Source organism: Actinocatenispora comari (assembly GCF_017312725.1).
GTDB classification, from domain to species: Bacteria; Actinomycetota; Actinomycetes; order Mycobacteriales; family Micromonosporaceae; genus Actinocatenispora; species Actinocatenispora comari.
On record NZ_BOPO01000051.1, the window covers coordinates 1 to 25,593 of the forward strand.

At 73.0% G+C, this 25,593-nt stretch carries 21 protein-coding genes and 2 tRNA genes; 10 read left to right on the forward strand and 13 right to left on the reverse strand.

The window, feature by feature from the left end; translation table 11 throughout:
* Positions 1-68: 68 nt before the first annotated feature.
* Positions 69-929: a sigma-70 family RNA polymerase sigma factor gene (locus NUM_RS14885; RefSeq protein WP_207125443.1), complete on the reverse strand. Its 861-nt coding sequence runs from the start codon at positions 927-929 to the stop codon at positions 69-71.
* A gap of 185 nt (positions 930-1,114) precedes the next feature.
* On the opposite strand from NUM_RS14885, the gene NUM_RS14890 reads away from it, so the two are divergent.
* Together NUM_RS14890 and NUM_RS14895 are read left to right on the forward strand one after the other, a co-directional pair.
* Positions 1,115-1,549, forward strand: coding sequence for a helix-turn-helix domain-containing protein (locus tag NUM_RS14890; RefSeq protein ID WP_207125444.1), 435 nt, complete (start codon positions 1,115-1,117; stop codon positions 1,547-1,549).
* Between the two features lie 48 nt (positions 1,550-1,597).
* Positions 1,598-2,029, forward strand: coding sequence for a VOC family protein (locus NUM_RS14895; RefSeq protein WP_207125445.1), 432 nt, complete (start codon positions 1,598-1,600; stop codon positions 2,027-2,029).
* A gap of 57 nt (positions 2,030-2,086) precedes the next feature.
* Here the strand turns inward: NUM_RS14895 and NUM_RS14900 are convergent, their stop codons facing one another.
* Positions 2,087-6,397, reverse strand: a complete 4,311-nt coding sequence (locus NUM_RS14900) for a carboxypeptidase regulatory-like domain-containing protein (protein ID WP_207125446.1) — start codon at positions 6,395-6,397, stop codon at positions 2,087-2,089.
* Between the two features lie 133 nt (positions 6,398-6,530).
* Between NUM_RS14900 and NUM_RS14905 the strand changes: the two genes are divergently transcribed.
* The 3 genes from NUM_RS14905 (at position 6,531) to NUM_RS14915 (ending at position 8,738) form a co-directional block, all read left to right on the forward strand.
* Positions 6,531-7,508 carry a helix-turn-helix domain-containing protein gene (locus NUM_RS14905; RefSeq protein ID WP_207125447.1) on the forward strand — a complete coding sequence of 326 codons (978 nt, stop codon included), beginning with the start codon at positions 6,531-6,533 and terminating at the stop codon, positions 7,506-7,508.
* Between the two features lie 61 nt (positions 7,509-7,569).
* Positions 7,570-8,001 carry a MarR family winged helix-turn-helix transcriptional regulator gene (locus NUM_RS14910; protein WP_207125448.1) on the forward strand — a complete coding sequence of 144 codons (432 nt, stop codon included), beginning with the start codon at positions 7,570-7,572 and terminating at the stop codon, positions 7,999-8,001.
* A gap of 137 nt (positions 8,002-8,138) precedes the next feature.
* A complete protein-coding gene (locus NUM_RS14915; RefSeq protein WP_207125449.1) occupies positions 8,139-8,738 on the forward strand; it encodes a class I SAM-dependent methyltransferase in 600 nt (199 codons plus the stop codon).
* 201 nt (positions 8,739-8,939) lie between these two features.
* On the opposite strand, the gene NUM_RS14920 is transcribed toward NUM_RS14915, so the two are convergent.
* Positions 8,940-9,692 carry an aminoglycoside 3'-phosphotransferase gene (locus NUM_RS14920; RefSeq protein WP_225918583.1) on the reverse strand — a complete coding sequence of 251 codons (753 nt, stop codon included), beginning with the start codon at positions 9,690-9,692 and terminating at the stop codon, positions 8,940-8,942.
* A gap of 140 nt (positions 9,693-9,832) precedes the next feature.
* On the opposite strand from NUM_RS14920, the gene NUM_RS14925 reads away from it, so the two are divergent.
* Both NUM_RS14925 and NUM_RS14930 read left to right on the forward strand, forming a co-directional pair.
* Positions 9,833-11,038: a hypothetical protein gene (locus tag NUM_RS14925; protein WP_207125450.1), complete on the forward strand. Its 1,206-nt coding sequence runs from the start codon at positions 9,833-9,835 to the stop codon at positions 11,036-11,038.
* Between the two features lie 259 nt (positions 11,039-11,297).
* The gene (locus NUM_RS14930) at positions 11,298-12,767 is read left to right on the forward strand and encodes an amidase (RefSeq protein WP_207125451.1); all 1,470 of its coding nucleotides are present in this window, start codon (positions 11,298-11,300) and stop codon (positions 12,765-12,767) included.
* A 51-nt stretch (positions 12,768-12,818) separates the two neighbouring features.
* On the opposite strand, the gene NUM_RS14935 is transcribed toward NUM_RS14930, so the two are convergent.
* From NUM_RS14935 to NUM_RS14950, 4 genes are all read right to left on the reverse strand, one after another.
* Positions 12,819-13,598, reverse strand: a complete 780-nt coding sequence (locus NUM_RS14935; RefSeq protein WP_207125452.1) for a class I SAM-dependent methyltransferase — start codon at positions 13,596-13,598, stop codon at positions 12,819-12,821.
* Positions 13,599-13,863: 265 nt separating this feature from the next.
* Positions 13,864-13,937 (reverse strand) — tRNA-Met (locus NUM_RS14940).
* 59 nt (positions 13,938-13,996) lie between these two features.
* Entirely contained in the window at positions 13,997-16,915 is a 2,919-nt protein-coding gene (locus NUM_RS14945) for a UPF0182 family membrane protein (protein WP_225918584.1), read from the reverse strand.
* A gap of 212 nt (positions 16,916-17,127) precedes the next feature.
* On the reverse strand, positions 17,128-18,144 hold the full coding sequence (locus NUM_RS14950; protein WP_207125454.1) for a YlbL family protein: 1,017 nt from the start codon (positions 18,142-18,144) through the stop codon (positions 17,128-17,130).
* 197 nt (positions 18,145-18,341) lie between these two features.
* On the opposite strand from NUM_RS14950, the gene NUM_RS14955 reads away from it, so the two are divergent.
* Together NUM_RS14955 and NUM_RS14960 are read left to right on the forward strand one after the other, a co-directional pair.
* Positions 18,342-19,787, forward strand: coding sequence for a zinc-dependent metalloprotease (locus NUM_RS14955; protein ID WP_207125455.1), 1,446 nt, complete (start codon positions 18,342-18,344; stop codon positions 19,785-19,787).
* Between the two features lie 89 nt (positions 19,788-19,876).
* Positions 19,877-19,949: transfer RNA gene (locus NUM_RS14960), tRNA-Leu, on the forward strand.
* Between the two features lie 12 nt (positions 19,950-19,961).
* On the opposite strand, the gene NUM_RS14965 is transcribed toward NUM_RS14960, so the two are convergent.
* Complete coding sequence (locus NUM_RS14965) at positions 19,962-20,429, reverse strand: SRPBCC family protein (RefSeq protein WP_207125456.1); 468 nt, start codon at positions 20,427-20,429, stop codon at positions 19,962-19,964.
* 197 nt (positions 20,430-20,626) lie between these two features.
* Between NUM_RS14965 and NUM_RS14970 the strand changes: the two genes are divergently transcribed.
* The gene (locus tag NUM_RS14970; RefSeq protein ID WP_207125457.1) at positions 20,627-21,259 is read left to right on the forward strand and encodes a TetR/AcrR family transcriptional regulator; all 633 of its coding nucleotides are present in this window, start codon (positions 20,627-20,629) and stop codon (positions 21,257-21,259) included.
* A gap of 156 nt (positions 21,260-21,415) precedes the next feature.
* Here NUM_RS14970 and NUM_RS14975 read toward each other — a convergent pair whose 3' ends face one another.
* From NUM_RS14975 to murI, 5 genes are all read right to left on the reverse strand, one after another.
* The gene (locus NUM_RS14975; protein ID WP_207125458.1) at positions 21,416-21,976 is read right to left on the reverse strand and encodes an HhH-GPD-type base excision DNA repair protein; all 561 of its coding nucleotides are present in this window, start codon (positions 21,974-21,976) and stop codon (positions 21,416-21,418) included.
* A gap of 64 nt (positions 21,977-22,040) precedes the next feature.
* On the reverse strand, positions 22,041-22,652 hold the full coding sequence (gene rdgB, locus NUM_RS14980) for an RdgB/HAM1 family non-canonical purine NTP pyrophosphatase (protein ID WP_207125459.1): 612 nt from the start codon (positions 22,650-22,652) through the stop codon (positions 22,041-22,043).
* Positions 22,649-23,377, reverse strand: coding sequence for a ribonuclease PH (gene rph, locus NUM_RS14985; protein WP_207125460.1), 729 nt, complete (start codon positions 23,375-23,377; stop codon positions 22,649-22,651). The genes rdgB and rph overlap by 4 nt, the downstream gene beginning before the upstream one ends.
* Positions 23,378-23,484: 107 nt before the next feature.
* Entirely contained in the window at positions 23,485-24,231 is a 747-nt protein-coding gene (locus tag NUM_RS14990; protein WP_207125461.1) for an MBL fold metallo-hydrolase, read from the reverse strand.
* Positions 24,232-24,376: 145 nt separating this feature from the next.
* Positions 24,377-25,204, reverse strand: coding sequence for a glutamate racemase (gene murI / locus NUM_RS14995; RefSeq protein ID WP_207125462.1), 828 nt, complete (start codon positions 25,202-25,204; stop codon positions 24,377-24,379).
* Positions 25,205-25,593 lie beyond the last annotated feature (389 nt).

Consider the following 25,593-nt stretch of genomic DNA (forward strand, 5'->3'; position numbering starts at 1 on the left):
CCGGCCGGCCCGCTCCCGGTGGCGGCCGGCCCCTCCCGGCGGCGGGCGTGCGAACCGGCCGGGACCGGTCAGGAGCGCGCCAGCGGCAGGGCGATCGCGTGCAGGTGGCGGATCCGGCCGGCCCGCTCGTCCAGCCGGAGCACCGCCACCACCGCGTCACCGCGGCGGGCCAGCACCCCGGCGTGCCCCTCCAGCGCGAACGGCGCGAGCGTCACCCCGGCGGCCGGCCCGAAGAACGCGATCGCCCGCTCGGCCACCGCCGGCAGCCCGTGCACCCGCACCGGCGCGTCGAGGCCGAGCACGATCGCCAGCCCGTCCGCGGCCGGATCCAGCAGTTCGACCAGGTCGGCGACGTCACCACCGGCGCAGGCGGCGATGAACCGGTCGGCGAGCGCGGCGCTCTGGGCCGCCGGCGGCGCGGGCCGCCGGGCCGGTTCCGGTGCACCGAGGGAGAGCCGGGCCCTACGGGCCAGCTGGCGACAGGCGCCCGGGGTGCGCCCGACCAGCTCGGCGACCGCGTCGAACGGGAACCCGAACACGTCGTGCAGCACGAACGAGGTGCGCTCGGCCGGCGACAGCCGGTCCAGCAGCACCGTGAGCGCCCGCCGTACCTCGTCGTCGAGGGTGAGCCGGTCGGCCGGGTCGACGCCCAGCCGGTCGTCGTCACCGGCCTCCGGCGGCGTCGCGGTGGCGGTGGTCCGGCGCGTCTCGGCGGCCCGCAGCCGGTCCAGGCACAGCCGCCGGGTGACCACGATCAACCAGCCGCGCAGGTCGTCGATCCGGGCCGGGCCGACCTCGGCCAGCCGGGCGAACGCCTCCTGCACCACGTCCTCGGCGTCGGTCGAGCGGCCCAGCATGCCCGCGGCCACCGCGAGCAGGTACGGCCGGTCGGCCTGCCACGCCGCCCGGATCCGCGTCTCGTCGCTCATCGGCCTTCCTCCTTCGTCGGAAGCCCGATGAGGCACGCCGCGCGATTCCCCTGATTCGCTCGCTCACGCTCGCTCATCGCGTACCACCCTCGCCCTGTCCTGGTCCGTCCCGAAGTCGCGGGTGCGCTGCCCCGGACAGACCCTGGACGAATCATCGCCGCCGGATGTGACGTCATACTGGCGGGATGGGTGACCCGGCCGCGACGCGCCGGCTGCTGGCGGCGAAGGATCTCGCCGACGCGCGCTACTTCGAGCCGCTGACGGTGGCCGATCTGGCCGCCGCGGCGCACCTGTCCCCGGCCCACTTCAGCCGCGCGTTCACCCGGGCGTTCGGCGAGCCGCCGCACCGGTACCTGCTGACCCGGCGACTGGAGCGGGCCGCCGCGCTGCTGCGCAGCACGGACCGGTCGGTGGCCGACATCTGCTTCGCCGTCGGCGCCGGCAGCGTCGGCTCGTTCAGTACGAGTTTCCGCCGAATGTACGGTCGCTCCCCGCTCCGCTACCGCGCCGGCTTCCCCAGCCCGCTGCGGTACGTGCACATCCCGCGCTGCGTGGCCCAGGCGTACGGGCGGCCCCGGAACCGCACGTTTCGAGAGGACGGGCACCCCACCGCTCCCTAGGCTCGGTGCCATCGACGGTTCGGCGCCGTCGACGACGAGGGGGACGCGATGATCGCCATCGGTTCGGTGCAGTTCTGGGTCCGGGACCAGGACGAGGCGCTGGAGTTCTACACCACGAAGCTGGGGTTCGAGGTCAGGTCCGACGTGACGATGCCGGAGTGGCAATTCCGTTGGCTGACCGTCGGCCCGGTCGGCCAGGACGACGTGGCGCTGGTGCTGATGCCGGTACCGGGGCCGCCGATGCTCGACGACGCGGACAGCGCGCGGCTGGCCGACCTGGTCGCCAAGGGCGCCGGCGGGACGCTGTTCTTGACCACCGACGACTGCCAGGCGACCTACGACGAGCTGTCGGCGCGCGGCGTGACGTTCAACGACCCGCCCACCCCGCAGCCGTACGGGATCGACACGTCGTTCCGGGACCCGTCCGGCAACAACGTCCGGCTCACCCAGCTCCTCGACTACGACGAGTCCCGGCACTGACGCGCACCGCGGGGGTACCCGGCGAACCGGGCACCCCCGCGGATGTCGCGGCGACCGTCAGATCTTCGGCAGAACGAAGTCGGCGGTCGTGGTGGCGCCGGCGGTCACCCGCGCCACCTTCATCTTCGGCTGCCGGCCCGCCATCGCGGCGATCAGCTCCAGCGGGTCGAACCCCTTGTTCAGCCACAGCTGGTAGTGCCCGTCGCCGTCGGTGGCGAGCGTGAACGACTGCGGCCCGCAGGTACCGGTGCCCCGGTCGTACATCGTGCACACCTGGACGGTGGCACCGGCGAGCGGTGCGCCGTTCTCGTCGGTCACCGTGCCGGCGATCTTGCCCCACCTCTTCGGCGGCGTCACGTGCATCGTGACCGACACCGGCGACGACGCGTACGGGGTGTCCGTGGCGACGTCGACCAGCCCCAGGTAGTCGCCGGGCTGCGCGACCGTCGACGAGTCCAGGCTCACCGGTACCGTCACCGATCCGCCGGCCGGCACCTCGAACGAGACGCTGCCCTCGCCCAACCAGGCCAGATCCGCGTCGCCGTTGCAGCTGCCGTAGCCGGGCAGCTGCTGCACGAACGCGGTGCTGCCGAACGAACCGGCCGACCCGCCGACCTGGTACAGGCCGCACGCGCCGCCACCGCGGTACTGGGCGTTGTTCGCGCTCGGCAACGCGACCCACCGGTCCTGCTGCGGGTCGTACTCGAGCGCCTGGTTGCTGACGCCCTTGCCGTCGACGATGCCGCCGACGATCTGCACGCCGCCGTTGGCGGCCGCCGCCGAGGCACCCCACACCGTCGTGGGCAGGTCGGAGCGCCGCGTCCAGCCGCTCGCACCGGGCGAGTAGCTGTACGTCCGCGCCGTCGGTGCGCTGGCCGACGCGTCGATGCCGCCGGCGCACACCACCTCGGCGGACGCCGCGCCGCACGACCCGTACGCGACCGGGGTCGGGTAGTCCGGCACCGCGGTCCACGCGTCGCTGCTCGGGTCGTAGCTGACCACCGACGTGGACGACGGTGCGCACGAGCTGGTGGTGCAGCCGCCGATCACGTACATCCGGCCGCCGAGCACCGCCACCCCGGCCATCGCCGCGCCGGTCGGCATGTCCGCCAGCCGGGCCCACGTGCCGGCGCCCGGGTCGTACGCATAGGCGTGCGTGCTGGCCTGGCTGCCGCCGGTCCAGCCGCCCGCCACGTACAGGGTGTCGCCGACGAACGCGGCGACCGGGCCGTTGAGCGCCTCCGGCAGGTCCGCCAGCGCGGTCCACGCCTGCGTGGCCGGGTCGTACACGTTGGCCGACTTCAGGCTGGACGACCCGGTGGTACCGCCGACCACGTACACCTTGCCGTCGTGGTAGGCGACCGCGTCGTCCATCAGCGCGGTCGGGTAGTCGGTCACCTGCTGCCAGCCGTCCGACGCCGTCGCACCCTGCCGCAGCGCGACCCGGTGCCCGTCGACGGTGGCCGTCTTCCCCGCCTTGCCCGGCTGCGCGGCGAGGCTGGTGGCGGTCTTGACGGTCCGGGTCACCGCACCGGGGGTGGCGTCCTGGTGCGGCGCACCCATCGCGGTGAACCCGCCGTCCTCCTCGGCCAGCCGGACGTGCAGCGGCGCCGTCCCGTCGTTGCCGAACGTCACCTTCCGGGTCGCCGTGGCACCCAGCACCTCGGTGGCCGACACGCTCGCCTGGTCCACCGTGAGGTGGCCGGCGCCGAGCGTGAAGTTGCGGTGTACCACCGCGTTGCCGACCGGGGCGGCCGAGGCGTGCCGCGTCGCGTACCGGGCGTCGGTCACGGTGAAGCCGGTGTCCCCGGTGTGCGAGCTGAACAGCCAGTAGTACCCGTCCGGTACCGCCGGGTCGTCCGGCGTCGCCGCGGTGACCCCGAACCGGGTCGGGTCCGCGTCGCTGGTCACGGTGGCGCCGACCAGCGGGTCGCCGGTGTTGGCGTCCCGGACGACACCCGAGACCAGGCCGCCGGTGGTCGGCGCGCAGGTACGGGTGCCGATCAGCACGTTGTCCAGCTCCCAGCGCCGGCTCCAGCTCGCGGTGAAGTGGAACCGCACCCGCACCTTCGACTTGCCGGCGGCCTGCGGGACCGGGATGTCGATCCGGTTGCCCATCCCGCCCGACATCGTCTGCACCGTCGACCAGGTGGCGCCGTCGTCGGTACTCAGGTCGACGGTGCCGACCTGGTCGGGGAAGCCGATGTAGACGGTGTCGAACCCGATCTCCGGGTTGGCCGCGTCGGACAGGTCGACCGCCGGCGACACCAGCGAGCTGTCCTGGCTGCCGCCCTCCCCGAACCAGTTCGAGTCGATGTCGGCGAACGACGCGTCGCCGGCCGGCGGCGCCCACCCGCCCGGGTTGTCGAACCGCCACGTCTGCCCGGTACCCGCGGCATCGGTGACCGTCCAGCCGTCCTGCGGGGTGTCGCCGGACCAGCCGGTGAACCCGGTGGTGCGGCCGGTGGTCGCCCAGTCGTACCCGACGGCCGTGCACTGCGCGGTGTCCACCGGCAGCGCGACGTCCTGCCCGCTGCCCGCGGTCAGCGCGCCGGCGGTCTTCGGCGACGCGGCGCCGGCCGTACCGCCGGTCAGGTCCACGGTGCGGTCCTGCGCGACGTAGTCCGGCAGCTCCGCCGAACTCACGTGCATCCGGTAGCTGGCGCCGTGCGGCAGCTCGACCGAGTACTTCCCGGTGTACGGGTTGGTGTAGACGGCGCCGTTCGGGTACCCGTCGACGGTGATCTTCGCGTACAGCGGCCAGCCGTGCCCGGAGCCGTCGGTGACCGTGCCCGACACGGTGTCGGTCGGCTTCTTGGTCAGCGTGAAGTCGGCGGTCAGCGTCGTGTCCGCGGCCACCGTCAGATCGGTGCGCGTCTGGTCGCCGTAGCCGTACTTGCTGGCCGTGGCGCGGTAGCTGCCGGTCGCGACGGCGAGGTCGTAGTGCCCCTTGGCGTCGCTGGTGGCGTGGTAGGCGGTGCCGTCCGCCGCGGTCGCGGCGACCGTCGCCCCGGCCAGCGCGGTACCGCCGTCGTCGGTGACGGTGCCGCTGATCGTGCCGTGCTCGCCCTGGGTCAGCGCGGCCACGCCGTGCGGGGTGCCCAGCCCGGTCGGCCCGTCCCAGCCGGTACCGGCCTGGCACAGCACGTTGCCGCAGCTGCCGTTGACCCCGGCGGTCACGTCGTTGAGGTCCTGCGCGGCGTGCGCGTCCCGGTACGGGTAGCTCGCCGGGTAGGTGTTCGGCGTGGCGGCGCCGGCCAGCGCGTACATCCCGGCGACCAGCGGCGCGGACAGCGAGGTGCCACCATACTGCGCCCAGCCGCTCAGATGCGTGTTGTAGACGGCGATGCCGGTCGACGGGTCGGCGTCCGCGGCGATGTCGGCAACCGCCCGGTTGTCCGGGCAGTTCGTCTCGATGCCCTGCTGGAAGTCTGGCCGCGGCTCGTACGGCGAGCAGCCCGAGCCGCCGTCGGTCCAGGCGGATTCCGCCCAACCGCGCGCGTTCCCGGTGTCCTTGACCAGCTTGGTACCGCCCACGGCGGTGACGTGGCTGCTGGTCGCCGGCCAGCCGGCGAGGTTGCCGGTGTCGCCGGTGGACGCGGTGATCGCGACGCCCGGGTGGTCGTAGTACGCGTCGTACTGCGTCTCCTGCGGCACCTCCGGCGCGATCCCGTACGAGTTCGACACCGCCTGCGCGCCGAGCTGCACGGCGGTGTCGACCGCCTCGCCCAGGTCACCGAGGTTCGGGGTGTCGCCCTCCACCAGCAGCAGGTTGCACTTCGGGCAGACGCTGGACACCGCGTCGAGATCCAGCGCAGTCTCGATCGACCAGCCGGTGTCCTCGGCCGGGAAGTCGGTCCCGCCGCGCTGGTCGACCTTGCGGAAGCAGCCGCTCGCGGCGGTGCATGCGGGCAGTCCGTAGTACTCGCGGAACGTGGCGAGATCCGACTCCGCCGTCGCGTAGCCGTACGCGTCGACGATCGCCACCGTCATGCCCGCGCCACCGTCCGGCAGGTCGTACGCCTGCTGCAGGTCGGTCGGGGTCAGCGCCGTCGCCGGCGGCACGTTCGGCTGCACGACGAGCTTCCCGTCGGCGTCCGCGCGGCCCAGCGCGAAGCACCGCGCGTACGGCTCGGCGCTGTTCTGCTCCGCGGCGGTCAGCGAGTTGCAGCCGGCGGTGCGGTAGTTGGTGCCCGCGCCGAGCGGCCCACCGTTCGCGCCGTGCGCGGTGGCGGTGGTCGGCGGCGGGTCGGCGTGCACCGGGGCCGGGGCAGCCTCGGCGAGCACGGGCGTGAGCAACATCGTCAGTACGGCGAGGGGCGCGACCAGCCAACCGGCGGGTCCGCGTAACCGGGGTGTTCTTCGCATCGATCGACTCCTCAGGCACTACCTGCACGTCAATGCCGGTCAGCGACGGACGCTGTCATAGTTGTGTCAACATGGACAAGCACCTGACAGGGTCAATTACTGGACATTGGCACAAACATGCCAGGGAGGCGACGTGTGGGAAGCGGTCGGCATTCCGAACACCGAGGCGAGGATCTACGAAGCGCTCATCCCGCGCGGCCAGTCCACGGTCGTCGAGCTGGCGGAGCGGGCCGGGTTCTCCGCCGCGCAGACCGCGCGTTCGCTGGCCCGGTTGAGCCGGCGCGGCCTGGTCACCCGACTGCCCGGCCGGCCGGCCCGGTTCTCCGCCGCGGAGCCGTCACTGGCCGGCTCGGTGCTGATCGCCAAGCGCGAGGACGAGCTGCATCGCCTGCAGGACCACCTCGGTACGCTCGACGACCGGTTCCGGACCGAGCGCGGCACCGGCCATCCGGCCGACCACCTGGAGGTCATCGAGGGGTCCACCGCGGTGTGGCGCACCTTCGTCCGGGTGCAGCGCGCCGCGCAGGAACAGATCCGCGCCATCGACAAGCCGCCGTACTTCGTGCCGCCCGGTGAGCACGGTGACGACGGCCCGAACCTGGAGGAGCGCCGGCACCTGCGCGAGGGCCGCGCCGGCTACCGGGTCATCTACGACCACGAGACGATCGCGCTGCCCGGCCGGCTGGAGAACATCTGGGACGGCATCCGGCTCGGCGAGCAGGCCCGAGTCTGCGCCAACACCCCGATCAAGCTGGTACTCAGCGACCGCAAGCTCGCGGTGCTCGCCGCACCGGCCGACCTCGCCGCCGGCGTCGCGTTCCTGATCCACCCCTCGTCCCTGCTCGACGTGGTGGCCGAGCTGTTCGAAGCGTTGTGGGCCAAGGCAACCCCGCTGCACCAACCGGCCGCCGGCGAGGCCGGCGCGCTGGACGACCGGGACCGCCAGATCCTCGGCCTGCTCGCCGTTGGCGCCACCGACGCCGCGATCGCTCGCAACTTCGGCTGGAGCATCCGTACCGTCCAGCGCAACATCCACCGGCTGATGACCGAACTGGGCGCCACCACCCGCTTCCAGACCGGCATGGAAGCCGTCCGCCGCGGCTGGCTCTGACCGCGGACCCCGGCGACTTTGTCAGCGCGCTTATATAAGCGAGTTGAGTTAGGCTGGGCGGATGGCATCGTCGCTGGCGGAACTGGCGCTCGGGGTGAAGCGGCTGCAGGTGCGGCACCACCGCGCCATCGACACCCGGCTCGCCCCGCTCGGGCTCAGCCTGGCCCAGTGGGACGTGCTGCGCCACCTGCACCGGCACCCGGACGCGTCGCTGCACGACCTGGCCCGGCTGACGTTCCAGACCGACCAGTCGATGGGCACGCTGGCCGGCCGGATGGCCACCCGCGGCCTGATCGAACGCGTCACCGGCCCCGGCCGCGCCGTCCGGCACCGGATCACCGCCGAGGGCGACCGGCTGCGCACCGCCGCGCAGTACGAGGTCGACCGGGTGCTCGGCGAGTCGTTCGGGCCGCTCGACGAGTCCGACCGGGCCACGCTCGGCGACCTGCTGAGCCGGCTCCTCGGCCCCGACATGCCCACCGACCTGCACTGAGCGGTCGCGCCGTCGGCGACTGCCGGTGCTCGGCACACCTTCCTGCAAGCGCCCGGGCCGCCCCGCCGAGCGTGTGGCGCAGATCGCTGCTGATTCGTGCCGGCGTACGGATGGTCGCGCTGCGGCATGATGGGCGGATGAGCGAGCCATTCGACGAGATCGCCGAGCGGTACGACGAGGCCGCGACCGACCGCGAGGGCCAGCTCGCCGCCGGCCGGTGGCTGCTGGACGAGCTGCCCAGGCCCGGCCGGGTCCTCGATCTCGGCTGCGGCTCCGGTCTGCCGACCGCCCGCCAGCTCACCGACGGCGGCATCGAGGTCGTCGGCGTCGACACGTCGGCCCGGATGCTCGAACTGGCCCGCCGCAACGTGCCGGAGGCCGAGTTCCACCAGGCCGACCTGCGCGCCCTGCCGGACGCCGTCGGTACCGTCGACGCCGTGGTGGCGTTCTTCGCGCTATTGATGCTGCCCCGCCCGCAGTGGCGGGACACCCTCGCCGCGCTGCGCACCCGGCTGCACGGCCCGAAACTGCTGGTGCTCGGGATGGTCGAGGGCGACCTGGACGACGTGCCGATCGAGTTCCTGGGTGTGCCGGTGCGGGTGTCGGCGGCGTCCGGCGCCGGCCTGTCCGACACGGTCAGCTCGGCCGGCTACACGGTGCGCGCGATGCACCGCCAGGAGGTCGCGCTCGGCGACACCACCGAGTTCCAGCTCTTCGTCTACGCCACCGCCGACTGACATCTCCCGCGACCGCCCCGCCGAGCGAGTCGCTCCGGCGACCAGCGCCAGCAGACCGTTGGTGGCCTCGGCGGCCGGCCGCCGTTCGCGTACCGCGGGCCGGCGTCGACGTGCGGCACGCGACCGACCCGGCCTGGGCCCGGACGCCCGTAGCGGCACGCGACCGACCCGGCCTGGGGCCGGCAGCCCCGTAGCGGCGCCTCAGCCGAGCTGGTCGAGCAGGCGGTAGAACCCGAGCCGGGCCGGGTCCGGCGCGACACCGTACCGAGCCAGGAAGTCGTCGGCGGCCCAGGGCCCGTACTGCGGGTTGAGGTCGGCGGCGGTCAGCGAGCGGGTGGCGATGGCAAGATCGCACCAGCGGTCCGCGACGCCGAGCCGGCCCACGTCGATCACCCCGGTCGGCCGGTACGTGTCCGGGTCGAACAGCACGTTCGGCACGCACAGGTCACCGTGGCAGACCACCGGGTCCTCGGTGCCGGGCCGAGTGGCCAGCAGCTTCGCGACCAACCGCTCCCGTGGCCGGCCGGTACGTTCCGCGCTCGGGTCGGCGTCCGCGGCGAGCGCCTCGGGCACCGCCTCGGCGAGCGCCTCGGGCACCGCCGCCGCGGCGAGCGCCTCGGGCACCGTGACGGCGAGCCGGCGGTCGAACGGGCACGCCGCGACCGGCAACGCGTGCAGTTCCCGGGTCAGGTCGGCCAGCCCGGCGACGATGGCGGGTCGGGCCGCGGCCGGCCAGTCGTCGGCCGCCGAGCGCCCCGGCAGCGCCGCGGTCACCAGCAGTCCGGGCCGGCACTCCAGCACGTCGGCGGCGGGGAATCCCTGCTCCCGCAACCAGATCAGCCGTTCGCCCTCGCCGACCAGGTCGTGCCGTGGGTCCGCCGATCGCTTCCGGTACACGCTGCCGCGCCGCTCGACCAGGGCGCCCGACATCCCCACCGTCACCCGTTCCCACACGCCGCCACCCTGACCCAGCTGCCCCCCGGACGCAACCGCGATCGGGGCCGCACCGGCGACCGCGCGTCTGAGATCATCGTCGCGACCGCGCACGCGGTCATCCCGGGCGGCCACGACCGGGGGCGTACCGGGAGGGGCGGATGAGCGGAGACCGACCGGTGCTCCGCCGGCGCGCGTGGTGGTGTGTCGTCCTGCTCGGCTGCCTCGCGGCGGTGGTGCCCAGCCCGGCGTCCGCCCGGTCGCACCGGCCGAGCCTGCCGGACCGGTTCGCCCCGCTGTCGACCTGGACGAGGACCGCCACGGTGCGGCAACGGCCGGCGGGGCGGGCGATCGCGCTGCTGCGGTACTGCTCCGACGACACGTCGCAGACCACCGTGGTCGGTGCCGACCGCGACTCGTACCGGCGGTTGACGCTGTCCCGGTTCGACGAGGCGGCCGGTACCGGGCTGATCGCGCCGGATGGCACCCGGGTGCTGCTGCTCGACTCCGTGAACGTTCCCGCCGACAGGCGCGCGGCGCGACTGGTCGACCTGCGGACCGGCGCGGTCCGGCACGTCCGGCTCACCAGCTGGCACAGCAACGTCGGCGCCGGTCCGCAGCTGCTCGCCTGGTCCTACGACGGCCGGTACGTCGCGTACGCCGTACCGGCGCCGCCGCCCGCGGACGGCACCGCGGCCGGCTCGTACGAGGACGGGCGGCCGATCAGGGACCTGGTCCTGCTCGACCTGCGTACCGGCGTCTCGACCCGGTACCCGAAGATCCGGCCGGTCCGCGCCGCGGCGTTCGCACCCGACGGCCGGCTGGCCGCGCAGGTACGGCAGCAGGCGTGGCTGGTCACGACGCACGGCGCGGTACGGGGCCGGATCGCGCTGCCCGCCGGGCAGGAGCTGGCCGGACCGGCCGCGTGGTCGCCGGACGGCGCGCTGCTGGCGACCACGGCAGCGACCGGCGGCGGTTCGACCTCCGCCGTCGGCGTGGGCTTCGTTCGGGCGCCCGGCGCCCACCGACCGGTACCGGAGCCGGTGGCCGCCGGATCGCTGCTCGGCTGGCGCGGCGCGGATCGGATGCTCGTCGCCCGCGACCTGCGCATCGACGAGGTCTCCCTCACCGATCGCCGCGTCCGTACGGCGAACCGGTGGCCGGCCCACGACGACCCGATCTGCGATCTGCACCTCGCCATCGGCCTGGTTCGCCAGGCCACCATCCGTTCCGCGACCGAACCGGACCGCGGCGCGACACCGCTGTGGCCGCTGGCCGCCGCCGGCACGGTGGCACTCGCCCTGGCCGTACTGGCCGCAGTCCTGCTGCTTCGCCGGCGGCGCCGGCTGCTCCGCTCGCGACGCTGACCGCCCGCCGGCGCCGATCGACCGTGCCCGAACGGATCCGCGCGGCGACGGGAACTCTCCGGCCCTGGGAGCATGGCGGACCCTGCGGACATCGGAGTTCCCGACGACCCGTAGCAGCCTGCCGACGAGCAACGGCCGCATCACGGTCACCACCCACCGACCCTGCCGCCCGGGACCGACCGGGGCGAATCGAGTCCTCCGTCCCGTTGCGGAAATCGGGATTTCGTGGCCTCACCGGGCGGCCGCTACGGTCGCAGCCATGGACTGGAACCCTACGACGGCCACCTTCCCGACGGCCGAGGAACTCGTGACCGCACTGCGGGCCGGCGACGTGACCTCGGTGGAGCTGACCGACGACGCGATCGCCCGGATCGAGCGGCACGACAAGGCGATCAACGCGATCTGCGTACCGGACTTCGACCGGGCCCGGGCCGCCGCCCGCCGGGCCGACCGGGCGCGCGCCTGCGGCGAGGACCGGCCGCTGCTCGGGGTCCCGGTGACCGTCAAGGAGTGCTACAACATGGCCGGCCTGCCGACCACCTGGGGCATGCCGCAGTACCGGGACTTCGTGCCGGCCGAGGACGCGGTGCAGGTGTCGCGGATCCGGGCCGCCGGCGCGGTGGTGCTGGGCAAGACCAACGTGCCCCGGGGGCTGCAGGATCTGCAGAGCTTCAACGAGATCCACGGCACCACCAACAACCCGTGGGATCACGCCCGTACGCCCGGCGGGTCCTCCGGTGGGTCGGCGGCGGCGCTGGCGGCCGGGTTCGGCGCGCTGTCGCTCGGCTCCGACATCGGCGGCTCGCTGCGCACTCCCGCGCACTTCTGCGGGGTGTACGCGCACAAGCCGACGCTCGGGTTGGTGGCGTCGCGCGGCATGGTCGCGCCGCCCGCGCCGGCACTGCCGGTCGAGCTCGACCTCGCCGTGGTCGGTCCGATGGCACGCTCCGCCCGCGACCTCACGCTGCTGCTCGACGTCATGGCCGGCCCGGACCCCCTGACGTACGGCACCGCGTACGAGCTGGCCCTGCCACCGCCGCGGCACCAGCGGCTGCGCGACTTCCGGGTCCTGGTCCTCGACGACCATCCGCTCCTCGCGACCGGGTCCGCCGTACGGGCGGGTGTGCACCGGGTGGCCGACGCGCTCGTGGCCGGCGGCGCCCGGGTCGAACGGCACAGCCCGCTGCTGCCCGACCTGACCGAGGCCGCGACGCTCTACACCCAGTTGCTGTTCTCCGGCTCCGCCGCGCGGTTCCCGGTCGACGCGTACGAGCAGTTGCAGGCCCGCGTCGCCGGTCTGAGCGCGGCCGACCAGAGCCTCGACGCGACCCGGCTTCGCGCGATGGTGTTCAGCCACCGCGACTGGCTCGCGGCGAACGAGCGGCGCGAACTGCACCGCCACGGCTGGCGGCAACTGTTCGCCGAGTTCGACGCGGTGTTGTGCCCGATCACCCCGACGCCCGCGTTCCCGCACGACCAGAACCCGGACCTGTTGGCACGCCGGATCGACGTCGACGGCGTCGAGTACCCGTTCTTCGACCAGCTGGTCTGGGCCGGCCTGGCCACCATGCCGGGCCTGCCCGCCACCGCCGTACCGGCGGGCCTGTCCGCCGACGGCCTGCCGGTGGGCGTGCAGCTGGTCGGCCCGATGTTCGCCGACCGCACCCCGCTGCGGCTGGCCGAACTGCTGGAGCAGGAGATCGGCGGCTTCCGTCCACCGATCCGTTGAGCTTTCCGGGCCGGTGTCGGGTCCGCTCGGCGCCGGCTCCGCGCGATGCGGTTACGGCTTGACGGCCCGGGTGGCGAAGTACCCGGGCAGGTACCGGGCGGTGGCGTCCGCGTGGTGCGGGGCTTCGTCGAAGTGGGTCAGGGTGAAGCCGGCCGCGAGCTGGCCGCCGATCTGCTCGGTGAGCGTGTGGCTGTACTCGATCGGCCCGGTCCCGTACGCGCGCTGCCGCTCGTCGTCGGGCAGATCGAGGCTGCTGAACGGGATCGGGTGGCGCACGACGAGTTCGTTCCGCTCGTCCAACGCGGTGACGTCGAAGATGTAGACGTCCGGGTTCAGGAACCCGGTCATCAGGATGCCGCCCGGCCGCAGCACCCGGAACGACTCCCGCCAGACCGGCGCGAGCTCGGGGCAGAACACGTTCGACACCGGGTTGAAGACGACATCGAAGCTGGCGTCGGGGAACGCGCTCAGGTCGCGCATGTCGCCGAGCTCGGTGCGTACGGCCAGCCCCTCGCGGGCGGCGACCTCCCGGTCGCGGTCCAGCTGCCGCGGCGAGTTGTCCAGCACCGTCACGGCCGCGCCCGCGGCCGCGAGCACCGGCCCCTGCTGCCCTCCGCCGGAGGCCAGGCACAACACCTCGGCGTCGGCCAGTTCGGCCGGAAACCAGTCACGCGGCACCGCCCGGTACCCGATCAGCACCACGGACCAGTCGCCCGCCCGCGCCCGCGCGATCACCTCCGGCCCGGCCGGCCGGGTCCACTCGTTGCCGCTCGCCACCTCGCGATCCCAGGCACCACGGTTGTACGCCACCACATCAAAGCTGTCCGTCACACCCAGAGCTTAGGCACCCCCGCAGAGCCCCCAGCCGCCCCCGAAGCCCCCAGCCCACCCCAAACCCACGACCACCCCACCCCCAACGGAAGACCAGCAAGCTTGGTGGACGCCCTGGAAGACCGGCAAGGGTTGGTAAACGCCCCGGAAGACCGGCAAGCGTGAGGTGCCGAAACGCGGGGGTCCGGGGGGCTCGGCCCCCCAGGAAGAAATGCGAAGAGGCCCACATCTGCGCTTTCTGCAGATGCAGGCCCCTCCGACCTCGTAGCGGGGGCAGGATTTGAACCTGCGACCTCTGGGTTATGAGCCCAGCGAGCTACCGAGCTGCTCCACCCCGCGGCGGTGAGACCAATACTAGCGGGCGCCTCGGAGCCCTCCAAATCGGGGTGGGGTGTCGGTCATCTCCCTGGTGAGGGCGTCGTCTTGGCCCCGGGTGACGGGGTCGCCGAGGATCCCGGGGCGGGCGTCGCCTTTGCCGCTTTCTTGGCGTCCTCGTACTGTTTGGTGGCCTTCTTCAGCTCGGCGAGCGCCCTGCCCTCGGCGGCGTAGTCGTCGGCCTTGCGGGCGGCGGACAGGTCGGCGAGCGCCTTGTCGATCGCCCGTACCGCGGCGTCGAGGTCGGACGAGCCGGTGTCGCCACCGGCGTCGGAGCCGTCGTCGGCGGGCGGTGCGGTACCGGTGGACGACGAGGCCATGTTGGCGATCGCCGACTTGAGGTCCGGGCCGTAGCCGACCTGGCTGCCGTAGCCGACGAGGACGGTCTTGAGCAACGGGTACGGCACGTTCTTGCCCTTGATGTACACCGGTTCGACGTAGAGCAGGCCGTCGGCGACGGGCAGCGTGAGCAGGTTGCCGTAGTCGAGGCTGGAGGTCTTGGAGTCGCCGAGGGCCAGGTTGTTCTGGATGCCTTCCTGGTTCTGCATCTTCGACTGGACCTGGTTGGGGCCGAGGAAGTTGGAGTTGCCGGGCAGTTCGGTGACGGCGAGCTTCGGCCGGCCGGACGAGTCGTAGTACGCGGACAGGATCGCGGCGAGGTTGTTGCGGTTGCGCGAGGTGAGCGCCGCGGTGAGCTGGAACGTCGGCTCGTGCTGTTGCGGGAACTGGGCGACCACGTAGTACGGCGGCTGCTTGTGGCCGCCCGACCGGGTCGGGTCCTTCGGCGTCTCCCACAGGTTGTCCTGCTTGTTGAACGCCTGCGGATCGGTGATGTGGTAACGGTTCAGCGTGTCGCGCTGCACCTTGAACAGGTCCTCCGGGTACCGGAAGTGCGCGGCGAGGTCCTTCGGGATGCTGGTCTTCAGGATCCCGCCGTACGCGGCGTTCCAGGCCTTGAGCACGGGGTCGGTGCGGTCGAACTGGTACAGCGTGACCTTGCCGGTGTAGGCGTCGACGGTGGCCTTGACCGAGTTGCGGATGTAGTTGATGCTGCGCCGGTCCTGCTCCGCGGTGCCGGATCCGGTCTGCGAGTCGCTGGTGGCCGACTGCAGGTCGGTGCGCTGCGAGTACGGGTAGGTCGAGGAGGTGGTGTAGCAGTCGAGGATCCACTGCACCCGGCCGCCCACCACCGCCGGGTAGGGGTCGCCGTCGACGGTCAGGAACGGCGCGACCTTCTCCACCCGCGCCCGCGGATCCCGCACGTACAGCAGTTTCGAGTCGGCGTTGAAGTAGTCGCTGGCGAGCAGGAAGTTGCTGTCGTGGAAGTCGAGCGCGTACAGCAGTCGCCGGCCGTACGAGCCGACCGGCACGCCGCCGGAGCCGTCGTAGGTGTTCTGCAGTTCGGGCGAGTTGGCGCCGCCCGCGCCCGGCCGGTCGTACTCCCGGTCGGCGCCACCGGTCTTGCCGACGATGGCGAAGTCGGTCAGCTTGTCGGAGTAGTAGATCCGCGGCTGCGTGACGTGCAGCTTGCTCGGCCCGGAGTAGCAGTCGCCCTGCTTGGCCGCCTTCGCGGTGTCGCCGAGCGAGCCGGACACGAACGAGGGTTGTCCGTCGGCGCAGGTGGTGTCGGCCGGCGCCGCGACGAACCCGTACCCGTGGGTGAACACCGCGTGCCGGTTCTGCCAGGTGCGTTGCGCGCCGGACAGCCGGGACGAGTCGAGCTGGCGCACCCCGACGACGTAGTCCTGGGTACGACCGTCCACGGTGTACCGGTCGACGTTGAGCTTGTCACCGAAGTCGTAGAACCCGCGCACCTGCTGCAACTGGGTGAACGTGGCCGGCACCTTCGCCGGATCGAGCAGCCGTACGTTCGGCACCGTGTTCTTGTCCGCCGCGAGCTTGGCGTCCGGCGTGGTGTTGGACGCCGGGTACACCCCGCCCCCGATGTCCTGGATCCCGTACGCCGCACGGGTCGCGGTGATGCTGCGCTGGATGTACTTGCCTTCCTTGGCCGGGATGTTCGGCTTGACGGTGAACGTGGAGACCATGCCGGGGTAGATCCCGCCGATGGTGACCGCGGCGATCGCCAGCAACGCCAACGAAACCCCGGGCCAGATCAGGTTGCGCGCCACCGCGTTGGAGAACACCAGCACGGCGACCGCGACCACCAGCGCGATCCAGGCGAGGATCTGTTTCGCCGGCAGCAACGCGTTGATCGCGGTGTACCCGGCGCCGTCGGTACCGGTGGTGGACGTGTGGCCGAGCAGCAGGCCGCGCTGGTCGAGGAAGTACGCCACCGCCTTGAGCACGACGAACAGCGCGACCAGGATCGACAGGTGCAGCCGGGCGGCGTGGGTGATCCGGTCGCCGCGGCCGGACAGCCGCACCCCGCCGTACAGCCAGTGCGTCAGCAGCACCGCCACCAGCGCGAGGAACACCAGCGTGAACCCGACCCCGATCAGGTACCGGTAGAACGGGTACTTGAACACGTAGAAGCCGATGTCGGTGCCGAACTGCGCGTCGCCGGTGCCGAACCGCTGGGCGTTGCTGAACAGCAGCCACTGCGCCCACACGCCCCGCGCGGACAGCCCGGTGATCAGCCCGGTCACGATCGCCACCGCGGCGACGATCAGCCGCATCCGCGGGGTCACGGCCGCCCGGTAGCGGTCGAGGTTCTGCTGCTCGGGCGAGTGCGGCCGCACCTTCGGCCGGAGCCGGTACGCGAGTTGGATGTTGCCGCCGAGCCACACCGCGGCACCGGCGCCGAACACCGCGAACAGCACCAGCTTGGTGCGCAGGTTGGTGGCGAACACCGAGGTGAACGACACCTCGCGGAACCACAGCCAGTCGGTCCAGGTGGACACCACCCAGCTGCCGCCGGCGATCAGCACGATCAGTGCGACGATCGCGGCCAGGATGCGCCGGGTGCGGCGACCGACCATGGGCAGAGGCGTACGCATCGTCACCGGCTCATCCCCCATCCCGCCGACCCCACGACCTGCGCGTGGCGTCCCAGACTAGGCGATCGCGCCGCCGACCGCCCGTACGGTCCTGCCTGCCGGCCGGTCAGGAAGCATCGAGGAACCGTTCAGCCGGCCGGGGTGGCCGCGCCGGGACGCCCCGGCGGCGGGCCGGGTGGCCCGGCCGGGACGCCTCAGCAGGACGGGGTGGGCTTGCCGGCCCGCAGCTCGGACAGGGCCTGCAGCGCACCGTGCAGCGTGCTCACCTTCACCAGCTTCAGCCCGTCCGGTACCGACCCCTTGGCCTGCGCGCAGTTGCCGGCCGGGGTGAGGAACACCGTCGCGCCGTCCCGCCTCGCGCCGAGCAGCTTCTGCTGGATGCCACCGATCGGGCCGACCTTCCCGTCCGCGTCGATCTCGCCGGTCCCGGCGATGACCTTGCCGCCGGTCAGGTCCGCCGGCGTCAGCGTGTCGACGATGCCCAGCGCGAACATCATCCCGGCGGACGGCCCGCCGATCTCGCCGAGACTGACCTTCACCCGGTACTTGCAGGGCTGCTTCTCGGTCACCGTGACGCCCAGCGCCGCCTTGCCCGAGTCGCCCTTGCCGGTGGTGATCGTCGCGGTCCTCGCCTTGCCGTCGCGGGTGTAGCCGATCTCGCGCGTGCTGCCGACCGCCTTGTCCTGCACCAGGGTGACCAGGTTCTGCGTCGAGGTGACCGGCTTGCCGTCGACGCTGTCCAGCACGTCGCCGGCCTTCAGCTTGCCGGCCGCGCCGGAACCGGCCGCCACCGACTTGACGGTCACGTCGACCGCGCAGCCCAGCTCCCGGTACGCGGCGGTCTCGGCCGCGGTCTGCGAGTCCTGGAACTGCTGTTGCTGCTGCTTGTCGGTCTGCTGCTCGGTCTGGTCCGGCGGGTAGACGGCGTCTCGCGGCACCACCGCGTACCGGTCGTCCCACCAGTCGTACAGCGCCGTCCAGAGGGTGAGGTCGTCGGAGACCGAGACCGTCACCAGTCGCAGCTGGCCGGTCGACTTCGACGCCGTACCGCGCTGCACGGTGATGATCTTCGTCCCGTCGACGGTGCCGAGCGTGTCGACCGTCGGCCCCGGGCCGAGCGCCACGTACGGCACCTTCACCAGCAGCGAGGCCGCGGTCAGCAGGGCCACCAGTACGGTGCCGATCAGCACGGTCCACCCGCGTCGTTCCATGCCGGGAGCCTATGCGGGCGGCGCCACGCCGACGCAGCCACCCGCGTACCGCGTGTCGCGGCGCGGCCGACGCCCGGTTCCGCGTGTTCGCGCGTAGCGGACGCCGCCCGGGTGTCCGGTCACTGCACGTCGCGTACCGTGGAAGGTGTGACCGGGGCGGTTGCACCTACCTGCACACGGTGCGATGGGACGTTGTGATGACTGATATTCCGTTCGGGTTCTCGGTGCCGGGAGGCACACCCGACCCCAACGACCCGCAGCAGATGGCGCGGTTTTTGTCCCAGCTTCAGCAGTTTCTGGTGACCCCGAGCTCCGGCCCGGTCAACTGGGACCTGGCCAAGCAGGTCGCCACCAGCCAGGTCGACACCGACGATCCCGCCGTGAGCGCGAGCGACCGCGGCGAGCTGGCCGAGGCGGTCAAGCTCGCCGACCTGTGGCTCGATCCGGTCACCACGCTGCCCAGCGGGGTGCGTTCGACCGCCGCCTGGACCCGCCGGGAGTGGATCGAGAAGACGCTGCCGGTCTGGCAGCAGCTGTGCGACCCGGTCGCCGGCCGGATGGTCACCTCGATGAGCGACCTGATGCCGGAGGAGCTGCGCGGCCAGCTCGGCCCGATGCAGGCGATGGTCTCGTCGCTGGGCGGTGCGATGTTCGGCGGCCAGCTCGGTGCGGCGCTCGCCTCGCTGGCCGGCGAGGTGCTGTCCGACTCCGACATCGGCCTGCCGCTCGGCCCCGCCGGCGTCGCCGGGCTGCTGCCCACCAACCTCGCCGCGTACGGCGAGGGGCTGGAGCTGCCGGCCGACCAGGTGCGGCTCTACACCGCGCTGCGCGAGGCCGCCCACCACCGGCTGTACGCGCATGTGCCGTGGCTGCGGGGGCACATGCTCGCCGCCGTCGAGACGTACGCGCAGGGCATCACGGTCAACCGGGAGGCCATCGAGGAGGCGCTCGGCCAGGTCGACCCGAGCAACCCGGAGTCGATGCAGGAGCTCAACTTCGAGGGCGTCTTCACCCCGGAGGACACGCCGGCGCAGCGGTCCGCGCTGAACCGGCTGGAGACCAGCCTGGCGCTGGTCGAGGGGTGGGTGACGCACGTGGTCACCGCCGCGGTCGCGGACCGGCTGCCGAACGTGGCCCGGCTGACCGAGGCGTTCCAGCGCCGCCGTGCCGAGGGCGGTCCGGCCGAGCAGACCTTCGCCGCGCTGGTCGGCCTGGAGCTGCGGCCACGCCGGCTGCGCGAGGCGACCGCGCTGTGGGAGGAGCTGCGGGCCCGCCGCGGCGTGGACGGCCGGGACGCGATCTGGGGCCACCCCGACCTGCTGCCGTCGGCCGACGACTTCACCGACCCGGCCGCGTTCGCCGACACCTCGTCGTTCGACATCGGCGACATGGGCTTCGACCTGTCCGACCCGGCGCTCACCGGCACCGTGACCCCCGCCGGCGGTACTGGCGAGGCGACGGACGGCAAGACCGACCCGAGCGACACCGCCGACCCGGACCCGAAGGCCGACGCCGACGGCGACGCCGGACCCGAGGGCGTGGCGGGTTCGGGCGGTGACAGCGGCTCGGAGGGCGCGGCCGGTTCGGGCGGTGGCGCCGAGCGGCGGGACCGGCCCGACGACGGCGACAAGCCGCAGGACTGACCCGCGGCGGCCGGCTGGTGCCGGCTGCCTACACTGGCCTGACGTTCGAGGCGCCCGCTCCTGCGAAGGAGCGGGCGCAACGCGTACCCGGGGCCGTAGCCCAACGGCAGAGGCACATGGTTTAGGTCCATGCCAGTGTGAGTTCGAATCTCACCGGCCCCACCCGCCTTCCGGTCATGCCTCCGCGAGCGACCTGATCCGCTCCAGGCTGGCCCGGATGCCGGCCTCCAGCTCCTCGTCGTGGCTGGTCTGGCCGCCGAGGAAGGTACGGGTGAACCAGCCGGCGAACGCGCCGACCCCGTCCGGGGTGCGCCTGGTCGAGGTCAGCTCGCATCCGGCGTCGGTCTCCCGCAACGTGTAGCCCCACTGCGAGCGGTTGGTGTCGACCCGCCAGGAGATTTCCCGCTCCGGCTCGAACCGGACCACCCGCGACAGCGTCGGCCACCGGGTGTTGCCGCGGCGGTTGAGCCCGAGCAACCACGTTCCCCGGCGCACCCGACCGCCGATCGGGATCACCCGGCGGCACTCCGGTGACCACTCTCCGGTCCGGCGCACGTCGGCGACGACCCGCCAGACGCGTTCGGCCGGCGCGGCGATGTCGATCGACGCCGCGAGCGTCCTGATCTGCTGATCCGTGCCCATTCCTGTCCCCCTGTGTCGAGTCGCCCGCGGTACGCCCGGGATGCGGCCGCCCGGCGCCGGCCCGGGCTCGCGTGCGTGTTCGCGCGGGCCGCGCGGCAGACTCGGAACGGACGGCCCACCGGCGTACCGGTGCGAACCGGGGCCGTGGCCATTAAGATACAGACAGCCTGTATGTAAATCAAGGAGGGCGCCGCCCCATGCCTTCGACCACCCCGAAACCGACCCGCCGAAGCCAGCCCGAGCGCTCCGCGGCCACCCGGGAGGCGCTGGTCACCGCGGCCCGCCCGCTGTTCGCCGCGCACGGCTTCGCCAACGTCGGTACCGAGGCGATCGTCGCCGCCGCGGCCGTCACCCGCGGCGCCATGTACCACCAGTTCGCCGACAAGACGGCACTGTTCGCGGCGGTACTGGAGACGGTCGAGGCGGGCGTCGCCGAGCAGCTCGTCGAGCGGGTCACCGCCGCCGGCGTCACCGAACCGGTCGCCGCGATGCGGCTGGCCGCCCGCGCCTGGCTGGACGCCTGCGCCGAGCCCGACGTGCGGCGCATCGTGCTCGTCGACGGCCCCTCGGTACTCGGCTGGGCCCGCTGGCGCGCGCTCTGCCAGCGGTACGTGTTCCGCCTGGTGCACGACCTGCTCGCGGCCGCGATGGACAGCGGCCGGGTGCCCCGCCAGCCGGTCGTCCCGCTCACCCACCTGCTGCTCGGCGCCAGCGACGAGGCCGCCCTCTACGTCGCCGAGTCCCCCGACCCGGACGCCGCCCGGACCGAGATGACCGCCGCCCTCGACCACCTCATCAACGGCCTCACCGTCCCACCTCCAGCGGAGTGACCACCCCTCCGCCGCGGTGGCAACCCGCCAGCCCGACGCCCACCCACCGCCGCGGCGCACCGCAACCATCCTCGACGCCCACCCAGCGACGTGGTCCCACCGCAACCACTCTTGACGCCCACCCCAGCAGGAGACCGCCGCGCTCAACAGGCGCGTTCAGCGCCTGTTGAGCTTCTTGAAGGCGCGTACCTCGGCGAGCGACCGGTCGTCGACCACGTCGGCGATCGACCGGCGCGAGTTCGCGGCGCCGTAGTCACCGGCCGCGGCGCGCCAACCGGCCGGCCGCACGTCGAACTGCTTGCCGAGCAGGGCGAGGAAGATGCGCGCCTTCTGCTCGCCGTAGCCGGGCAGCTTCTTCAACCGCGTCAACACCGTCGCGCCGTCCGGGTCGCCGCTGGTCCACAGCGCCTCGGGCACCCCGTCGTACTCGGCCACCAGGTACCGGCAGAGCGCCTGGATGCGGCGGGCCATCGAGCCGGGGAACCGGTGCACGGCCGGCGGCTCCGAGCACAGCGCCACGAACTCGTCCTCGTCGGCGTCCGCGATCGCGCCGGCGGGCAGCTCGCCGAACCGGTCGGCGATCTTCTTCGGCCCGGCGAACGCGGTCTCCATCGGCACCTGCTGGTCCAGCAGCATGCCGATCAGCAGTGCCAGCGGCGACTCGGCCAGCAGCGAGTCGGCCGCCGGCTCACCCGCCAGGTACACGGTGCGTCCCATACCCGCATCCTGCCACCGGCCGGCGAGCCCGGCAGCGGCTTGCCCCAGCGCCGACCGGCCGCGATCAGCGCAGTTCGGCGGCGATGAGGTCGGCGAGCCCGCGGAACGCCTTGCCGCGGTGGCTGATCGCGTCCTTGGCGTCGGCGGACAGCTCGGCGGAGGTCTGCTGGTACCCGTCCGGGACGAAGATCGGGTCGTAGCCGAAACCGTTCTCGCCGCGCGGGGCGCGGATGATGCGGCCGAGCATCCGGCCCTCGACGACCTGCTCCCGGCCGTCCGGCCAGACGATCGCCGCGGCGCAGACGAACCCGCCGCCGCGGTGCTCGTCCGGTACGTCGCCGATCTGGCCGAGCACCAGCCGCAGGTTGGCCTCGTCGTCGCCGTGCCGGCCGGACCAGCGGGCGCTGAACACGCCGGGCATGCCGTTCAGCGCGTCGACGGTCAGGCCGGAGTCGTCGGCGACCGTCGGCAGCCCGGTCTGCTGGGCGCCCTCGCGCGCCTTGATCAGCGCGTTCTCGGCGAAGGTGAGGCCCGACTCGGGCACCTCGGCGTACTCGTCGACGGCGTCCAGACCGATCAGCTCGACGCGCTCGCCGGCGCTGGTGGCGGCGAGGATGCGGCGCAGCTCGACCAGCTTCTTCGCGTTCCGGCTGGCCAGCAGCAGGCGCGCGGTCACGACGCGAGCGCCTTGCGCTGCGCCTCGGCGAGCTGTGCGCACCCGGCCGCGGCCAGGTCGAGCAGCTTGTCCAGCAGCGCCCGGTCGAACACGTCGTGCTCGCCGGTGCCCTGCACCTCGACGAACTCCCCGGACCCGGTGCACACCACGTTCATGTCGACGTCGGCGCGCACGTCCTCCTCGTACGGCAGGTCGAGGCGCGGCTCGCCGTCGATGACGCCGACACTGATCGCCGACACCGACCGGTGCAGCACCTTGCCCGGCGACGCGGCCAGGATGCGGCGCTCGCCCATCCAGGCGATCGCGTCGGCCAGCGCGACGTAGGCCCCGGTGATCGCGGCGGTGCGGGTGCCGCCGTCGGCCTGCAGCACGTCGCAGTCGAGCACGATGGAGTTCTCCCCGAGCGCCTTGAAGTCGAGGCAGGCGCGCAGGCTGCGGCCGATCAGCCGGCTGATCTCCTGGGTACGCCCGCCGATGCGACCCTTGACGCTCTCCCGGTCGCCGCGGGTGTTCGTCGAACGGGGCAGCATCGCGTACTCGGCGGTGACCCAGCCCTCGCCGCTGCCCTTGCGCCAGCGCGGCACGCCCTCGGTGACGCTCGCGGTGCACAGCACCCGGGTGTCGCCGAACGACACCAGCACCGAACCCTCCGGGTTCTTGGTCCAGCCGCGGGTCAGGGTGACCGGGCGCAGCTCGTCGGCGTTCCGTCCGTCAGCTCGCGTCATGCGCCACACCCTACCGACGGCCACCGACAGGCCAGCGGTCAGTTCCTCGGTGGCCCGCCACGCCCGACACCACGGTGCCCGATGCCATGGCCGGCTGGCGCCGGCTCTCAGACCTCGTACGACGCGCCCGGGCGGACCACCTCGGTCGGCCCGTCGTACTCCCCCGCCACCTCGTCGAGCGTCTGCGCCTCGGAGTGCCACGCCGGTACCAGGTGGGTCAGCAGCAGCCGTCCGACGTCGGCGCGGTGCGCGAACCCGCCGGCCTCCCGGCCGGTCAGGTGCAGGTCCGGCGGGTTCTGCCGGGTCTCGACGTAGCTCGCCTCGCAGAGGAACAGGTCGGCACCGTCGGCGAGCTTCGTCAGCTGGTCGCACGACGCGGTGTCGGCGGAGTACGCGAGGGTCCGGCCGCCGTGCTCGACGCGCGCGCCGAACGTCTCGACCGGGTGGTTCATCCGGTCCACGGTGAGCTCGAACGGGCCGATGGTGCCGGTGCCCGGGGTGAGCGTGACGAACCGGTACACGTCGCCGAGCGGCTCGTCGCCGCCGTCGTACACCGCGGACAGCCGCTGCTCGGTGCCGGCCGGGCCGTACACCGGCAGCTGCGGGTAGGGCCCGCTCGGCCCGTACCGCCGGGCCACCACGTAGGAGGACGCGTCGAACATGTGGTCGCCGTGCAAGTGGCTGAGGAAGATCGCGTCGATCGAGTGCGGGTCGACGTAGCGCTGCAGCGTGCCGAGCGAGCCGGTGCCGAAGTCGACCAGCAACCGGAACCCCTCGGCCTCGACCAGGTAGGCAGAACACGGCGCCTCCGGACCCGGAAAGCTGCCGGCACAGCCGACGATGGTCAGTTTCACGTTGCTCTACCCCTTGCGTTGCCTGTCTGTGGCTGCGCCGCCGCGGGGACCGTCACCCGCCGCGCGACCTGGCGCCTCGATCCTGTGTACGGACGCCCACCGGCGCCGAGGTTGTCCGGTGCCCCGGCACCGGTCCTGCCGTCCGTCAGGACGCCAGCGAGACCCCGCCGAACGCCGTCCCGTCCACCGACTCGGCGGTCGCCGCGGACAGCCCGAGGAACCGTCGGGCCAGCGCCTCGAACCGGTCCGGATCGCCGGTGGAGAGGAACCGGTGCCGGGGCGCGTCCGCACCCTCGGCACGCAGCAGCTCTCCCTGGGTAAGAACGCGGTACACGTCCTTGGCCGTCTCATCGGCGCTGGAGACGAGTGTCACGCCGTCGCCCATCACCAGCCCGAGCAGGCCGGCGAGCAGCGGGTAGTGGGTACAACCGAGCACCAGGGTGTCGACGTCGGCACGTTGCAGCGGTTCCAGGTACGACTGGGCCACGCCGAGCAGTTGCCGGCCGGTGGTGATCCCCCGCTCCACGAACGGGACGAACTGCGGGCAGGCGACGCTGTGCACCGAAACGCCGGGGGCCGCCGAGAAGGCGTCCTCGTACGCGCCGGAGGTGACGGTCATCGCGGTGGCGATCACGCCGACCCGGCCGTTGCGGGTGGCGGCCACCGCGCGCCGCACCGCGGGCCGGATCACCTCCACCACCGGCACCCGGTAGCGCTCCCGGGCGTCGTGCAGGCAGGCCGACGAGCCCGCGTTGCAGGCGATGACGAGCATCTTGACGCCCTGCTCGACCAGGTGGTCGAGCACGTCCAGGGCATAGCGCCGGACCTCGGCGATCGGGCGCGGCCCGTACGGCGCGTGCGCGGTGTCCCCGACGTAGAGCAGCTGCTCCGAGGGCAGCTGGTCGAGGATCGCGCGGGCCACCGTGAGGCCGCCGACACCGGAGTCGAAGATGCCGATGGGCGCGTCGGTCACGGGCGTGAGCCTAACCGCCAGCGCCACACCGGGCCGTCCAGCGCACCCGAATGTCGCGAACGTGACACTCTGATGACGGCACGAAGCGGGCGACTCCTCACGCGCGCCGCGCCGGACCGACCTGACATGCTGGGCCACGGCACCCGCCACGGCACCGTGCCGGCGCGCTTCGCGCGGCCGGGCCCGGTGACGACCGACATACGGAAGAATCGGACGCGTGACTTCGCAGCCAACAAGCAGCGACAGCGCCGGCAGCGGCGACCAGCGGCCCGCGGCATCCGCCGGCGGTACGCCACCCGCGCCGCCGACCGGTCCGATGCCGGTGTGGCCGCAGGAGCCCGCCGCCCCGGCCGGCGGCCCGACCGCGCGACCCGAGCCCGGCCCCGGCC

Coding starts and splice junctions, on each gene's coding strand:
- NUM_RS14955 (WP_207125455.1), top strand. CDS start 18,342: ATGACTGATATTCCGTTCGGGTTCTCGGTGCCGGGAGGCACACCCGAC.
- NUM_RS14950 (WP_207125454.1), bottom strand. CDS start 18,144: ATGGAACGACGCGGGTGGACCGTGCTGATCGGCACCGTACTGGTGGCC.
- NUM_RS14885 (WP_207125443.1), bottom strand. CDS start 929: ATGAGCGACGAGACGCGGATCCGGGCGGCGTGGCAGGCCGACCGGCCG.
- NUM_RS14915 (WP_207125449.1), top strand. CDS start 8,139: ATGAGCGAGCCATTCGACGAGATCGCCGAGCGGTACGACGAGGCCGCG.
- NUM_RS14930 (WP_207125451.1), top strand. CDS start 11,298: ATGGACTGGAACCCTACGACGGCCACCTTCCCGACGGCCGAGGAACTC.
- NUM_RS14945 (WP_225918584.1), bottom strand. CDS start 16,915: ATGGTCGGTCGCCGCACCCGGCGCATCCTGGCCGCGATCGTCGCACTG.
- NUM_RS14975 (WP_207125458.1), bottom strand. CDS start 21,976: ATGGGACGCACCGTGTACCTGGCGGGTGAGCCGGCGGCCGACTCGCTG.
- NUM_RS14925 (WP_207125450.1), top strand. CDS start 9,833: ATGAGCGGAGACCGACCGGTGCTCCGCCGGCGCGCGTGGTGGTGTGTC.
- NUM_RS14910 (WP_207125448.1), top strand. CDS start 7,570: ATGGCATCGTCGCTGGCGGAACTGGCGCTCGGGGTGAAGCGGCTGCAG.
- NUM_RS14965 (WP_207125456.1), bottom strand. CDS start 20,429: ATGGGCACGGATCAGCAGATCAGGACGCTCGCGGCGTCGATCGACATC.
- NUM_RS14970 (WP_207125457.1), top strand. CDS start 20,627: ATGCCTTCGACCACCCCGAAACCGACCCGCCGAAGCCAGCCCGAGCGC.
- rph (WP_207125460.1), bottom strand. CDS start 23,377: ATGACGCGAGCTGACGGACGGAACGCCGACGAGCTGCGCCCGGTCACC.
- NUM_RS14900 (WP_207125446.1), bottom strand. CDS start 6,397: ATGCGAAGAACACCCCGGTTACGCGGACCCGCCGGTTGGCTGGTCGCG.
- NUM_RS14890 (WP_207125444.1), top strand. CDS start 1,115: ATGGGTGACCCGGCCGCGACGCGCCGGCTGCTGGCGGCGAAGGATCTC.
- NUM_RS14895 (WP_207125445.1), top strand. CDS start 1,598: ATGATCGCCATCGGTTCGGTGCAGTTCTGGGTCCGGGACCAGGACGAG.